This is a genomic window from Candidatus Uabimicrobium amorphum, assembly GCF_009002475.1.
Taxonomy (GTDB): domain Bacteria; phylum Planctomycetota; class Uabimicrobiia; order Uabimicrobiales; family Uabimicrobiaceae; genus Uabimicrobium; species Uabimicrobium amorphum.
Window position 1 is genome coordinate 5,898,873 of record NZ_AP019860.1, and the last position, 14,928, is coordinate 5,913,800.

Genomic DNA, 14,928 nt, shown 5'->3' on the forward strand with positions numbered 1-14,928 from the left:
TTCTCCACTGTAACTCATTCATTCCTTCATACAGAATTCTCCCTTTAGCATTTTGAGGTGAAAGCGAAAATGACCATCTTGTTTGTGGACGAGTTCGTTAGAGATTTCGCGACTTAATTGTGGTAACGCGTGAAAGGGAACTCCTGGATAGGCATGGTGCTCTGCGTGATACGGCATATTCCACATCACGAGTTTTATGAAGCGGTTGGTTTGTATACTTCGCGTTTTTTGCAATATGTTTCCTTCATGAGGTAGACCGTTGTGCTCTAGGATTAAATAGTTCGCCAGTACACAATGTGCAATTACCTGCCCAATAAGAATTCCCCAAAAACCAGGATGAACGAAAATAGCGAAGAATACAACTCCTATGTGTACACCCAAAATAAACATGCTTTCGAGTGCGAGTTGCTTGCGTACTTTTTGATTGATGAACGGAAATAGCATGCGGCGCAGAAACTCTGGCATTCCCAGCGTGCCGCTTACGAGCATGTTGAGTTTGAAAAGCAGCAATGGAAAACCCGATAGCCATCCCAAGTACATGGGTAAGTTTGCCACTACAGAAGGAGCTGGTTTGCCGCCAAGAGAAATTTCTGGGTCTTTACCTGGTATGTGTGTATGACGGTGATGCGTAAAATGTAATTCACGAAATGCTGTCGGGGCATATAAATGTCCAATTCCACAAAGAAAAGCAGCGAAACGATTTAGTGAACGCGACTTGAAGGCGGTGTTGTGAACCGTTTCATGTTCACATGCAAAAAGGCTACACCCCACAACCGCGTACCCTATAAAAGCAATTGTTAACTCCCACCAACTACGTGTCCAACACACGACGACTAGAGCTGAGGTTACCAGAAACAATATGTACATGATCATGAAACGCACGGAGGCCGGATGGTTACTTTTGGCAAGCATTTGTCGGAGTTTTTCCTTGGTTAGATCACTACTTTTATAAAATTTTTCATCCATAATTATTTCCTGTAAGGTTTTTGTAGACTAAAAATACAGACTTGTGTATGAAAAAACAAACACCTGTGTCGTCTTCGTCGTTACTACTTAGTCCACGTATTCATTTTGTTAAGGAGTCACGATTGAAATACCAGTTAACAGATTCAAATGCCCCTGGTTATACAAATATAGTCATGCTCATCTTTACTTTATTTATTTGCATTGCATTTGTCGTACTTTCTTTGACAATGCACCTTCATGAAACCTTGACTATTACTATAAATGGCAAAACCTATGCTCCTAGTGATATTGGTTATGCCGATGCTCTTGTCAAAGCAAAAATTGTGATGTTTATGTTTGCTTTGGGTTTTTTTGCAGCGTTTGTTGCAAGCCTACGATGGTATAAATATTGGCAGATATCGCGAAAAAATTTTCGTGGTCGAGTATTTGAAAACTTGAGTGATGCTCTCTGTCGCAAATTGAAATTGGCTCATAGCGATTTGTCTGATTGCACTTTTATAAATTGTCAACTCGGAAGCGTTGATTTCTCCAGTTGTATACTTGAGGGAACAACTTTCATTGATTGTAATTTTAACAGCAAGTCCTTATTCAAAAGACCATTATTTACCTATACATCGTTTGCAAAAACAAAATTTATCCGCTGTCGTTTGCACAAAGCATTATTTTGCGGTAATTTAAAAGATACGTCCTTTGAGAATTGTGATTTGCAGCAGGCCAATTTTTCTCCTCGTGAAGTAACGGACTTGCGTTATTGTTCTTTTGAAGACACTGTTCTCGACAAAATCTATTACTCGGATCTGACATTATTTGCAAAAAATGTAGAACTTCCACAAAGCGCTGAAAAGAGAAAATTACTTTTTCAGAAAAACACATACTTATTTCCTATATTTGACATTTTTCCTTTACTTATTATTCTTGCATTCCTTAGAGCTTATATGAACAGTTTGGTGACTTTTACAATTTTTTGTTGTGTCTGTGGCTTTTGGAGCATTGTTATCATGGCAATTGCCTTTTTTATGAAAAAAAAGAGAGTGAAAGAGAAGCGCGAATTGCAAGAATTTAAAACTGAGGTATATGCGTAAGTAACCGATGCACGATTTTTTTAGCAAAAATATAGGTTTTTGCTACTTCTATGTCGCAAAATATAAATATATTCCACTCGCTTATTTCTCATTGTTTTTCAATATTTTGTGCTGTTTATATTTGTTATAATCCCCTTCCGTTATACCAGAAGATCTTGGTATTTATAAACATTTTTCATTGATTTTGTTGTTTGGGAGTAAAATATGGGAGCGGATTTTGTTTCTTTATTGCAGATTATGTGGCTTGTGATTCCTATTTTGGGAGTGTTAATTGTTTCTCAATGGCCGGATTGTCCGGCGAAACTTCTTTTTATGATCTTTCTGCTCGGAAGAATTGCAGTGCAAATAGGCTATCGGTTTCTCGATCAAGTAGGATTTCAATACTCATATATTTTAAATATAGCTAGCTTACTCCTACAACTTGTTTTACTTAGCGCGTTATTTAATTTGGGAATGATGCTATCACAAAAAAACTCCGATGACACTTTGTAAAGTTTGTGATACAATTGAAAAGGTCTTTAATGCGTAGAATTTCAACTTATTTAGGAAGGCAATATTATGTATTACTTTGTAACTTTTCTCATGGTTTTCATTTTAAGTGGCAACTTAGTGGCAACAAAAATGGAAGGCGAAAAACCTGTACGCATGGTAGTTAAAAATCAATCCGTAGACCAAATTGCACAGCAACAATTTGTGAATTTGGCCGGAACCTATGACTACAAAGTTTATGTAGAGAGTAACCTAAGCGGCTGGCAAAAAATGGTTGTTACCCCTCGAGGTGATGGTTCGGTATTGATGAAATCGAGTATTAAGTTTTCCTTTCGCGCGCTACTGTTTTTTACGGTAACCTACGAGCACCAATGCGAAGAAATATGGAAAAATGGTCAGTTACAATCGATGAAAACCTATACCGTGAAAAATGGAACAAAGATTGTGTTGAAGTTAAAACGTCAAGGTGGAAAAATGGTGGGAACACTAGACGGTAGAGCATTGACGACTGTGGCGCCTGTTTCGACAAACAATGCTTGGAACTTGGGCGTTTCTTTTAAGCATCGTAAACAATACAATTTGATTAACCCCGAAGATGGAACCGTTTCACAACTTTCGTTTTTGAAAAGACGTGGTACTCCTTTCAAATTTAAGGGAAAAAGCATTTACAATACTTTGCTAAAATCGCAAGGACGAAGTTGGGAATTTTGGTTTAGCCCACGTAATGTAATGCTCAAACAAAAAGACGTCCTGAAAGGATATACTGTAGAAATTGTTCTCAACAACATGACAAAAGGCAACTAGATTGGTTTAGCAATGTTCACGTTAAAACTGTTAGAAAAAAATGTTTTACCTGATGCGGCGATCCGCAAAGGAATCCGCAATTTATTGAAAATGCGCTTAGATTCGTTGTATAGTGAATGGCTTGATGATGAGCAGGATGCGTTTACCAAAATGGTAGAACTACTGCGTAAAGACGCCATTGCTGTCGAGGCAGATAAAGCCAACGAGCAGCACTATGAACTACCACCGGTATTTTTTGAAAAAGTTCTTGGTCCATACTTGAAGTACAGTTCTGGATATTGGAAGAACTCTAATGATCTTGCAGGTTCTGAGAAAGAGATGCTCGAATTGAGCGTGTCACGTGCGCAACTGCAAGATGGGCAAAAAATTCTAGAACTCGGTTGTGGTTGGGGGTCCTTGACCACTTACATGGCGGAAAAATATCCCAATGCAAAAATCACTGCTGTCTCGAATTCTGCACCACAGAAGCAATTTATCGACGCCAAGTTACAGAAAAAAAATCTCAATAATGTGGAAGTGATCACCGCAGATGTAACGCATTTTGAAACAGAGGAAAAGTTTGATCGCGTTGTGTCTGTAGAGATGTTTGAGCACATGCGCAATTATCAACAACTTCTTGCAAAAATTAATCATTGGCTTGTCGACGACGGCAAATTATTTGTTCATATTTTTGCCCACCATAAATATACATATTTGTTTGAAGTAAATGATGAAACCGATTGGATGGCAAAGTACTTTTTTACCGGAGGTATTATGCCATCAAATCACCTGTTTTTTTACTTTAACGATGATTTAGTGGTGAAAAATCATTGGTTGATTGACGGAAGACACTACTCAAAAACTTTAGAAGCGTGGCTGGAAAAGATGACCACTCAAAAGTCGGTAATTTATCCCATCTTAGAAGAAACGTATGGCAAAGAAAATGCGCGTAAGTGGTGGGTGTATTGGCGTACTTTCTTTATGGCGTGTTCGGAATTGTTCGCTTACAACAAGGGACACGAATGGATGGTAAATCATTATTTATTTACCAAAAAGTAGGGAAATATGATTAGTGTAAAAGAAGCTTTTGAAACAATTATTGCACAGGTAAACGAATTTCCCAAAGAGTTGTGCGTTTTTGACAAAAGTTATGGTAGAGTTTTGGCGGAAGACATTGTTGCCGATCGCGATCTTCCGCCTTTCCACCGCGTGGCGATGGATGGAATTGCGATTGCTCTTAGCGCATGGCACAAAGGGCAAAAAAGCTTTGTGATTGAAGGAACACAAGGAGCTGGTTCTCCTTGTGTTTCTTTGCAAAATAGCGAAGGCTGTTGGGAAATTATGACCGGTGCCGTCTTACCGACAGGTTGTGATTGCGTTATTCCAGTCGAGTACTTAAAGATAGAGAACAACATAGCCCATGTTGTGGAAGAAATTCAGTTGCAAGAAATGACCAATGTGCATCAACAAGCAAGTGACTACAAAAGTGGAAGTAAACTGATTTCTGAGGGACAACGAATCGAAGCGCATCATATTTCCGTGATTGCTTCGGTGGGCAAATACGAAGTGGAAGTGTACCGCATACCAAGAATTGCGATTATCGCCACAGGAGACGAACTTGTTGCGGTAGATGCGCAAGTTGCGCCCTATCAAATACGCATGTCAAATACATATGCGATAGAGAGTGGCTTACACAAACACGGTTTTGATCAAACAATGATCTTCCACCTCAAAGACGACAAAGAGCAATTGCATAACAAACTGCGAGACATTCTCCAGGATTTCGATGTTCTTATTTTAAGTGGCGGAGTGTCCAAAGGTAAATATGACTATGTTCCCGAAGTTTTAGATTCTTTGGGAGTGGAGTTAAAATTTCGCCGTGTACAACAGCGTCCAGGAAAACCACTGACATTTGGAGTTCATACCACCACAAATAAACCAGTATTTGCCATACCGGGAAATCCCGTGACCGCCATCACTAATTTTCGCCATTATGTCGTACCATACTTGAATAAGTGTTGCTCCTTACCCCAACGCCCTTCTTTTGCGGTACTGAAGTCGGATTTTAATTTTCGCAAAAATTTGACGTATTTTTTGCCGGTGAAAATTGAAAATATACAAGGGCAACTCGTGGCAGATCCTTGTCCAACCGCTGGCTCTGGAGATTACGCCTCTTTAATTGGCACGCACGGTTATGTAAAGTTAGACGCAAACACCAATTACTTCGCCAAACAGACCTTAGTTCCCTTTTATCCTTGGTAACTGGATGAAAAATGTATCAAAAATTATTGCACACTATCGCCGGTTACACCACAACGCAGTACAAGAAAATTTTTCTGATCTGTGGGATACTAACTATTGTCCTTGGTTCTCTTGCCGCAACTCTCGAAATCAATTTGAGTTTTTTGGCGATCATGCCGGAAGACGAGGAACTCAATCGCTTTAAAAAAGTTACAGCAAAATTTGGGGCATCTTCAGACCTACTGATTGCTGTGGAGAGTGACAATCCTCAACAATCCAAAAAATTTGCTCGCGCGCTGGAAAAAGCGTTTGACCAAGCGCGTGACGCGGGTACTTTGTCGGTGGTACGTTCTTTTCGCTATAAAATCGACACAGATTTTTATCGCAAGTACGGTTTGCTGCTCACACAAAACCAACAGCTTGAGGATTTGGCAAACTTTTTCGAAAAAAACAATTACCCACTACGTGCGACATATCGCGACTTGTCTCTGCCTGGCCTTCTCGAAAAAACGTACGCGTTGTTGCAATTCAACTCTCTACAGCTCGATTCGTTACAAGCTCCGAAAGAGCAAGACATACAAAAAAATTTACGTCAATTTCGCACATGGCTTGATGTAATGCATATGTATGTTACACAAGGAAGCGATGTGCAATCTTCGCAAGTGAAGGAAAAAATATCTTCGTTATTTTCTGCCGAAAACCGTGTGTTTCTCGATGTCGACGATGGTTATATTTTTTCTCAAGATAAAAAAATGCTGCTTATCTTTATGAGATTAAATGTCGATTTGATTGAAGTTCCTTTTGGCATATCGTTTTTTGAAGACATAAAGAGAATCACCCAAGAAACGGTAGATCAATATCCAGGCATTACAGTGGGATTTAGTGGTATGATGGCCACCGGATATGAGGACCAGGCCTTTACCTTAAATCGCTTTCAATGGCTATCATTTCTCTCTCTCATTATGGTGACCATGCTATTTTTTTACATTTCGAAACTTGCCTTGGGACCGATACTTGTTGCCATTCCCATGTTAATGGCCATGGTGTGGACTTTTGGTATGGTGAAAATAGGCATTGGATTTGTGAGCATCACTTCGATGATATTTGCCATACTTCTTTTTGGTTTGGGGGTTGATTTTGCCATTCACATTATGGTGCGAATCAATGAGGAATACAAAAAGACGTTGGACTATCAGGTGGCAATCCAACAGGCAGTGGTTACAAGTGGACGTGGAATTATTACAGGTGGTGTGACATCGGCCATGGCCTTTTTTGCGATGTGTGTCGCTGAAGATAAAGCGGCGAATCATTTGGGATTTACCACAGGGTGGGGACTCTTGAGTTGTATGATCGTCATGGTAGTGTTTTTTCCCGCTATTTTGTATCTTCTTCTCAAGGGAAACAAAACGAAAGCATATTACGGATACAAAGACAATCGCTTCCTGACATGGTGGGCACAACAAATACAAAGACACCCGTATAATTTTTTGGTACTTTCTATTGTGGCACTGCTATTTTTTGGCTACCAGATACGCCATTTTCGCATGGAATACAATTTGGAAAAAATTATCCAGCGCAATATTCCCTCGTTAGAAACAAAACGCAAAGTACAAGCAAAATTTAATCGCACCAACGATTTCGTGATGGTAACCGCTAGTGATCTCGAAGAAGACCGCGAATTCACACAACGCTTGCAAAAATGCGATGTATTTGCCGAAGTAATGTCGATTAGCCAGCTCATTCCTCCTATGCACAAACAGCGCAAACGTTTAAAAAGGATAGAACGCATTCACGAAGTGGTAAAAGAACTACGGGCGCGTAATGTACCTGGACGCGATGAGGTGTCATCGTTTGATGTGGCGCGTATTATTCTACTTCTTTCGCGTATGCAATTAGATGTTGTTCTGGTAAAGGAGTTCATTCATTCGTCGCAAACGATGGAGGTTCTCAACGACATCGAGAGTCAGTTGCGCTCCCTGCGTAGATACATACAAAAGAATGATCACATCGTACGCGAAAATCTGGCATATTTAGAGTCTGTCATTGCCCAACAAGCGATGCAAGCGGTTAAGACCATAAAAAAACTAACAACAAATATAAGGCCTCTTACCTTGCAAAATCTACCTGGGTATTTTCGCGAGCGTTTTGAGAGCAATACCGGTGATGAGTTTTTAATATTCGCCTACCCTAAGGATAGTAGTCTGGATCCTGACAATATTGATGAAATTGAAAGGGCGCTACAAAACATTGCTCCGGGAAAAGCGACGGGGATGTTGGTCATTACCAAAAAATTTGTCACCGGAGGTTTGCGCGACTTTCCGATTATTCTCTCTGCAGTACTTATTGTTCTTGTGGTGATATTGCTTCTGGATTTTCGCAGCCCTAAGTACTTATTTTTTGCCATTCTACCACTTGTATTTAGTGGAATAATTAGTATGGGCATTATATGCATGAGCAATGTCACTATTAGTATTTTAATGTTGTCGGCGTTCCCGCTTATATTCGGCATTGGTATCGATGACGGGGTTCATATTGTGCATCGCTTTCGCGAAAATGGTGATATCATCAAAACCATCAGTGAGACAGGACGTGCTATTTTGTTGACAACCATCACTACTTTAGTTAGTTTTGGGGCACTGCTTTTTACCAACCACAGTGGTCTTATTGGCTTGGGAATTTTAGTGGGGGTAGGAGTGAGCTTGTGCTTTGTTTTCTCGGTAACTATTTTGCCTGTGGCCCTTATTTTATTTGATCAAGAAAAATTACCAAAGGAGTAATTAAGATGCGCGTCAGTATACGAACTAGTATTCTCGTAGTATTGTTGTTCCTTATCATTCTTTGTTCTAGTATGCTTATTACAGTATTTTATTTTAACAGTAAAATTTCTGTACAATTCATCTTAAAAGATTTGATGCGCAACATTTCTCTGCATATGGCGGATAAATGTGTTAATTACTTGTATACGGCAGAAACCGCTTCTAAATTAAGCAAGAATCTCACCGCAAATCAGGTGGTGCAAACACAAAACCCAAAAATTTTGCTACAGTATTTTCGGCAGCTTCTTCATGTAAATAAGCAATTTGCTATGGTCACTTTCGGAAAAGTAGATGGTGACTTTTTTATGGTCAAACGCATGCCCGATGACACCTTCAGTACAAAGACAGTACGCCGAACATCAAAATTTGTTTATAGTACATGGGAACACGAAAACCCGCAGTGGGCGAAACAGTACCCTAATGCGAAGGAGTCTCTAAAAACAGCCTTTGATCCACGTAAACGTCCGTGGTTTCAAGAATCGACAAAGACGCAAAAAGTTAGTTGGACAGACGTATATCTTTTTTACAGTGACAAGACACCGGGAATTACTTGTTCAACACCTGTATATGATAAAAACAAAAAGTTGATAGGCGTCGTGGGAATAGACATCAGTATTAGTGGTTTTTCGTTTTTCCTTGGTAACTTACGCATCGGTAACAACGGTAAGGCTTTTATCTTGAATCACAAAGATGAGGTGATTGCACTTCCGGCAAAAGATCGCGAAGATATTCGCAAAATATCGCAACGCCACGATGACATGAAAGGAACCGTTTCTTACAAACTGTGCCATGCAAAAGATGCTCCCAATCCAACACTACAAACATTTTATACTTCGCTACAACTCAAAGTTAAGAACAACAAGAAACTCAAAAGCAGATTCAAAGAATACCTAGACACCACTTCGAAAAAGCTAAAAAGCAACTACAAATCGCTATTTCTTAAAGCAAATGAAATGCTATCTGACGAAATCGTGAATGTTTCGTTTGAACATGGTGGCGAGGACTATATTGCGATGTACGCTCCGTTCGCTAAAGAGATGGGCTGGAATTGGAAAATAGTCATTATTTCACCTGAAGATGATTTTATGTCAGTAGTGTACTGGACAAATATCATTAGTTTCGTCATTGCTGGTTTGAGTATCGCGATTGCTCTTATCGTTAGCTTGTTTTTCTCAAAGCGCTTATCTTCGTCTCTCAAGACACTTGAGAGCGAGATGGAAAAAGTCAAGAATTTACAATTGAACAAGGGCACGATGGCACGCTCGCGAATTATAGAGGTCGATCGCATGACTTTGGCTTTTGAGAAAATGAAATCCGGACTACGAAGTTTTAAAAAATTTGTGCCAAGTGATGTGGTGCATAATCTTTTAGCCGGATCAAGAGAAGCTTGTTTGGGGGGAGAAAAGAAAAATATCACCACATTCTTTTCCGATGTTGTTGGTTTTACAACTATTGCCGAATCGATGTCGACAGAAGATTTATTACAACATCTAAGCGAGTATCTCGATATGGCGAGCAATACGATTCACGGTTACCAAGGAACAGTCGACAAGTTTATTGGAGATGCCGTGATGGCGTTTTGGGGAGCACCTCACGATGTACAAGATCATGCGATTCTAGCATGCCGCGCCGCGCTTATTACCAAACATCAGACACAAAAGTTGGCGAAAAAATGGCAAGGCAATGTGGAGTGGAAAGTTCGCATTGGTATCAATACCGGCGAGGCGATTGTCGGTAATATGGGGTGCGATGATCGCATGGACTACACCGCTGTGGGAGATAGCGTTAACTTAGCCAGTCGCTTAGAAGCGATCAACAAAGTGTATGGAACAACGATCGTGATCGGTGAAAGTACTTATCATGTGGTGAAAGATCATTTCGAAACGCGCCTTCTCGACTTTGTCGTTGTGAAAGGAAAAACTCAGTGTGTGGCGATTTACGAGCTAATTGCGGAGAAAGACGACATCTCACCCGCAAAACAAAAAGTTGCGCGTCTTTATACCGCCGGTATGCTCGCCTACAATGAAAAAAACTGGCAAAAGGCCCTAGAAATATTTCATCAAGTAGCAGAACAAGACCCTCAAGACCAACCGACTCATCTTGCCATCGAAAAATGCGAACGGGAGCTAGCAGGGAACTAAAACTGCCAGAATTCCAAGAACCGTTCGCTCTCATGTGTCATTCCCGCGTAAGTGGGAAACCAGCAACATAAAATTGACTTGTAAACGCTGGATCCCCATTTTTATGGGGATGACATGTACTTGTAAGTTTTACATTATAAGGTATTACATCCTGATTTTGCAGGGATGATCCCCCTAAGTAAAAAAATTTATCCGCCCACAAATACCTACGCCAAACCACTTCCACACCAACGAATACCTACACTAGCCACCACAAATGAATACAAATTGTCATATAAGTAATTATTTTTTCATTTTTTTACTTGATAAATGTATCACTTTAATATATGTTAATATGAAAACAGGAAGACAATTACAGTCTTTATTGCAAAAAACTATTTATCAACTGCAATTTTAAGGAGATTTAGCATGCGTCTTAAAAACAACCTAAGGATTGAAATCTCTAATGAAGTTAACGGTGACAATAAAGTTTTTCTTGCCAAACGTGGAAAACCAATTCCTACTTGCTGTTCGTTTTATTTTACCCAACCTTCTGAATCAATCCTTTTGCTCAAATATGGTGACAAAACACTATTATGGGAAGTAATTCCCTGCGCAAAAAGAGTTGTTGTAAATAAATTGAAGATCACTAAATTCACACTGTCTTTTAATTTAGTAGCGGATGGGAAAATGCTGGGGAGGCATCATGCATCATTGCATAATTCGGTGGCGAATTTATCTCTTTCCAGGCTGTAAAGTATTTACCCGAAATTTATCAAAGATCAATTCATGCGAGAATACGCATGCTTTTTTGGAATGATTGCTTGGTGACGAAGGCGCTTAGTTTACGATAATTGGCGTCTTCGTCACACAAGTATAACGAGTGTACGTTTACTTACTACTATAAATAAATTGTTCTGACATCGCTGTTGTTCCTATCGCGGCGAGTGGAATACCAATTATTTTGACAGGCATTAACACACCATAGCCAAGCCATGGTTCGCGATTTTGCCATCCCCAAATTGTTTTACTTACCTTCGGAACGTTCAATGTTCCACGCGCAGGGTTGACAAGTGCAATATCGACAACACACGCGACAATGTATGTGGGCAACAAAACAGGAGACAGAGCCAATTTGGTTGCGTCATTTTTCGGGAAAGTGTTATCTCGTAAATAGTTTGCCGTGGGCAATTGACATGAGACGATGAAAACGCACATAGCAACTAAAAAATAATGTTTTCGCATCTCTACTCCTCTTTCAAATGATTAATTATGCGAACGATACGATTGGGATAGTCGGATATAATTCCCCTTACTCCTGAACGAATGAGAACTTCCATTTGTTTGGGGTCATTTACTGTCCATACATTTGTCTTTATACCCTCTTTTATAGAATTTTGTACTGGTTCTAAAGGAAGTTGTCCGTTGTTGCGAAAGCGTATGGAATGAAAGCCAAATGTTACTAATTTTAGGTTTGCCGCATCTGCTTGGATAGATTTGCAATAAGTTCCCGGTTTAAAAATTCGCGCGCTACACAAAGCGGCGGTTGCAATCTTGGCATTGTATTTTTTGCATTTTACAATCTCATAATGATCAAAAGATGAGATGATGACTTGATTCTCGACTTGTTCTTTTTCCACCAAAGAAACTACTTTTTTGGCGATATCAGGGTAAAATTGTGCGATGGATTTAATCTCTATATTCACGTAGCAACTATTTTTCTTGGCAAATTTCAGTACATCTTGTAAACGCGGAATTTTTACCTTGCCACTGACATAAAATGCAACATCTTCCTCGGTAATGAGTTTACGTTCCTCTTTCGTATAATTGATCTTCTCCATTTTCTTTACAAACCAAGAACCCGCGTCTAACTTTTGCAGTTCATCGTAGGTAAAATCGTTGACAAAATATGTGTCGCGATCTGGAAACACTTTTGCGACATCGGTGCACTTTGTCAAAACGTCATCATGAAACACAATGACAACGCCGTCTTTGGAAACATGTGTATCGAGCTCAAACATGTGTGCCCCCATGGCAATGGCTTTTTTAAAAGCGACCATTGTATTCTCGGGAGCATAAGCACTTGCACCACGATGGGCAATTGCCAAAACTTCAAATGGTTGTTTTTGTCCATATAAAAAAGGATTGTGCTGCGCGTGAACTGATATAGATAAAAGTATTACCAGTAGTGTAATATATTTTTTCATCGATTTACCTTACTAAACCCTGGAGTTTAATCAAATTTCCATTTTTCTTGTTTGGTGGGGTATTCGAGAGCTTTACGCAGTGCATTTTCAAACACCTCGCGCTCCCATAATTTTGCACCAAAGCGTTGTAAATGATCCGTATGCATCTGACAGTCGATCAGGTGAAATTTCCATTTTTGTAATTGTTTGACTAGATGAACAAAAGCAATCTTTGAAGCGTCGTTCTCATGTGCAAACATTGATTCGCCATAGAATGCTTTGCCCAAAGATATACCGTACAGCCCACCGACTAACTTACCATCTAACCATGCTTCACAAGAATGAGCATATCCGTCATCATGTAAACGCGAGTATGCGGCGACCATGTCCTTGTTAATCCATGTTCCATATTGTCCGGGGCGTTTCTTTTTCGCGCACTCTTCGATGACCTTGCGAAAACAAGTGTCGAGGGTTATATGAAATTTTTGTTTTTTTACGGCACTGCGTAAAGTGCGCCCAACATAAAGTTCGTCCGGGACGAGAATCATTCTTGGAGAAAGAGAGTACCATAAAATAGGTGGATAATTGAACCACGGAAAGATACCTTTTGAGTAGGCTTCGAGCAATGTTTTTGTTGTTAATTGTCCTCCGACCGCAACGAGACCGTTTTCGTCTGCCTCCACGGGATCGGGAAAACTGCTATGGGGTAAAAGATAACGAACCATATATAACCTATATATTTTTGACGGAATAATTTATTGGAAGTTCAGTGGATAATTTATTATAGTTTGACAAATAGCGACAAATTTAGCAAGCATTTTAGAGGGACAATACTATGTCTGAGATAGAACGTATTTTTCGCTTACAAAATGAGTATAGCGAAACAATGAAAAAAACAACTGCAAAAGAGAGAATTGCACTACTAAAAAAATTAGAACGCCACCTGTATCAAAAAACCCCCGAAATATACAAAGTATGCTATCAAGACTACAAAAAAGGAGAGATGGAAGTTGATTTGGCGGAAATCATGCCTGTCATTACCGAAGTGCGGCATACGATTCGCAAGTTAAAAAGTGGATGAAGCCGAAGAGAGTATCTCCTTCCCTTACCATGCTGGGAACCAAAGCGCGTTTACACTATGAACCCAAAGGAGTTGTTTTAATCATTTCTCCTTGGAATTATCCGATCAACTTAACCTTAGGCCCTCTAGTCTCTGCCATTGCCGCTGGAAATACCGTGGTTTTAAAACCTTCGGAGCTAACGCCGAACATATCGGCATTTATCAAAAGTTTTATCGCCGATATTTTTGAGGAAAAACAAGTCGCTGTTGTCGAAGGAGGTGTCGAGGTATCGACGGAACTCCTAGAGCAACCATTTCATCATATTTTCTTCACCGGAAGTCCGATGGTGGGAAAAATTATCATGGCGGCGGCGGCCAAAAATTTGGCTTCGGTAACGCTAGAATTGGGCGGGAAATCTCCGGTAATTGTCGATGAAACGGCAAGTGTTAAAAGTGCTGCACAAAGCATTATGTGGGGGAAAGTTACCAATAACGGACAGACATGTATTGCACCCGATTATATTTTCGTGCAGAAAAACAAAAAGCAGCAATTGATTGATGAATTGAAGTCGGCGGTAAGTACTTTTTTCGGGCAAGATGCTTTGGAAAAAAATCAGGACTATTGCCGTATTGTCAATGATCGACACTTCAAACGCGTCAAACATTTGATTGATGAATCGGTTAGCGAAGGGGCTAAGTTAGAATGTGGCGGCGAAACAAATGACGAAGACAACTTTATCGCTCCCACCGTTCTGTCCGAAGTCAACTCAAACCATGCCGTAATGTTAGAAGAAATATTTGGTCCGGTGCTACCGATTATGGAATATGAAGACATCAAAGAAGTGGTTCAATATATCAACACAAATCATAAACCGCTGGCGATGTATATTTTCAGCAATAACAAATCGCAAATAAAAAATCTCATCGCACAAACCACTGCTGGAGGTACGGTGGTAAACAACACCATGATTCATTTTTCCCATGCAAATCTCCCATTTGGTGGAGTAAACAACAGCGGTGTGGGAAGTAGCCACGGCGAGTTTGGCTTCAAGGCCTTTTCTCATGAACGTGCAGTTTTATACCAGTCAAAGCTATTTAACTTGTCGCGTTTGTTTCTACCCCCCTATACTTCGACGCGAAGAAAACTACTGCAACTGACAATGAAATACTTTACCTAGGTTATTG

14 protein-coding genes are annotated in these 14,928 nt (G+C 40.0%); 10 read left to right on the forward strand and 4 right to left on the reverse strand.

What is annotated here, in order from left to right; translation table 11 throughout:
• Nucleotides 1–18: 18 nt before the first annotated feature.
• Entirely contained in the window at nt 19–966 is a 948-nt protein-coding gene (locus UABAM_RS21400; protein ID WP_151970031.1) for a fatty acid desaturase, read from the reverse strand.
• Between the two features lie 47 nt (nt 967–1,013).
• Here UABAM_RS21400 and UABAM_RS21405 point away from each other — a divergent pair, with 47 nt between their 5' ends.
• The 8 genes from UABAM_RS21405 to UABAM_RS21440 all read left to right on the forward strand — a co-directional run bounded on the left by UABAM_RS21405 (nt 1,014) and on the right by UABAM_RS21440 (nt 11,253).
• Nucleotides 1,014–2,048 (forward strand): pentapeptide repeat-containing protein, encoded by a 1,035-nt coding sequence (locus tag UABAM_RS21405; RefSeq protein WP_151970032.1) that lies wholly within the window; start codon nt 1,014–1,016, stop codon nt 2,046–2,048.
• Nucleotides 2,049–2,252: 204 nt separating this feature from the next.
• Complete coding sequence (locus UABAM_RS21410) at nt 2,253–2,540, forward strand: hypothetical protein (protein WP_151970033.1); 288 nt, start codon at nt 2,253–2,255, stop codon at nt 2,538–2,540.
• Nucleotides 2,541–2,606: 66 nt separating this feature from the next.
• Complete coding sequence (locus UABAM_RS21415; RefSeq protein ID WP_151970034.1) at nt 2,607–3,341, forward strand: DUF6134 family protein; 735 nt, start codon at nt 2,607–2,609, stop codon at nt 3,339–3,341.
• Nucleotides 3,342–3,353: 12 nt separating this feature from the next.
• Nucleotides 3,354–4,379, forward strand: coding sequence for an SAM-dependent methyltransferase (locus UABAM_RS21420; RefSeq protein WP_151970035.1), 1,026 nt, complete (start codon nt 3,354–3,356; stop codon nt 4,377–4,379).
• Nucleotides 4,380–4,385: 6 nt separating this feature from the next.
• The gene (locus UABAM_RS21425; protein WP_151970036.1) at nt 4,386–5,582 is read left to right on the forward strand and encodes a molybdopterin molybdotransferase MoeA; all 1,197 of its coding nucleotides are present in this window, start codon (nt 4,386–4,388) and stop codon (nt 5,580–5,582) included.
• A gap of 11 nt (nt 5,583–5,593) precedes the next feature.
• Nucleotides 5,594–8,338 carry an efflux RND transporter permease subunit gene (locus UABAM_RS21430; RefSeq protein WP_151970037.1) on the forward strand — a complete coding sequence of 915 codons (2,745 nt, stop codon included), beginning with the start codon at nt 5,594–5,596 and terminating at the stop codon, nt 8,336–8,338.
• Nucleotides 8,339–8,343: 5 nt separating this feature from the next.
• Nucleotides 8,344–10,518: an adenylate/guanylate cyclase domain-containing protein gene (locus tag UABAM_RS21435; RefSeq protein WP_151970038.1), complete on the forward strand. Its 2,175-nt coding sequence runs from the start codon at nt 8,344–8,346 to the stop codon at nt 10,516–10,518.
• Between the two features lie 408 nt (nt 10,519–10,926).
• A complete protein-coding gene (locus UABAM_RS21440) occupies nt 10,927–11,253 on the forward strand; it encodes a hypothetical protein (protein WP_151970039.1) in 327 nt (108 codons plus the stop codon).
• Between the two features lie 135 nt (nt 11,254–11,388).
• Here UABAM_RS21440 and UABAM_RS21445 read toward each other — a convergent pair whose 3' ends face one another.
• Genes UABAM_RS21445 through aat form a run of 3 tightly spaced genes read right to left on the reverse strand, consistent with a single transcriptional unit; the run spans nt 11,389 to nt 13,408 of the window.
• Complete coding sequence (locus tag UABAM_RS21445; protein ID WP_151970040.1) at nt 11,389–11,742, reverse strand: hypothetical protein; 354 nt, start codon at nt 11,740–11,742, stop codon at nt 11,389–11,391.
• A gap of 2 nt (nt 11,743–11,744) precedes the next feature.
• Nucleotides 11,745–12,704: a glycerophosphodiester phosphodiesterase gene (locus UABAM_RS21450; protein WP_151970041.1), complete on the reverse strand. Its 960-nt coding sequence runs from the start codon at nt 12,702–12,704 to the stop codon at nt 11,745–11,747.
• Nucleotides 12,705–12,730: 26 nt separating this feature from the next.
• Nucleotides 12,731–13,408, reverse strand: a complete 678-nt coding sequence (aat, locus tag UABAM_RS21455; protein WP_151970042.1) for a leucyl/phenylalanyl-tRNA--protein transferase — start codon at nt 13,406–13,408, stop codon at nt 12,731–12,733.
• 110 nt (nt 13,409–13,518) lie between these two features.
• On the opposite strand from aat, the gene UABAM_RS33800 reads away from it, so the two are divergent.
• Together UABAM_RS33800 and UABAM_RS21460 are read left to right on the forward strand one after the other, a co-directional pair.
• Nucleotides 13,519–13,764 (forward strand): hypothetical protein, encoded by a 246-nt coding sequence (locus UABAM_RS33800; protein WP_229759292.1) that lies wholly within the window; start codon nt 13,519–13,521, stop codon nt 13,762–13,764.
• Nucleotides 13,761–14,921 carry an aldehyde dehydrogenase family protein gene (locus UABAM_RS21460; RefSeq protein WP_229759293.1) on the forward strand — a complete coding sequence of 387 codons (1,161 nt, stop codon included), beginning with the start codon at nt 13,761–13,763 and terminating at the stop codon, nt 14,919–14,921. Before UABAM_RS33800 ends, UABAM_RS21460 begins: the two co-directional genes overlap by 4 nt.
• Nucleotides 14,922–14,928: the final 7 nt, after the last annotated feature.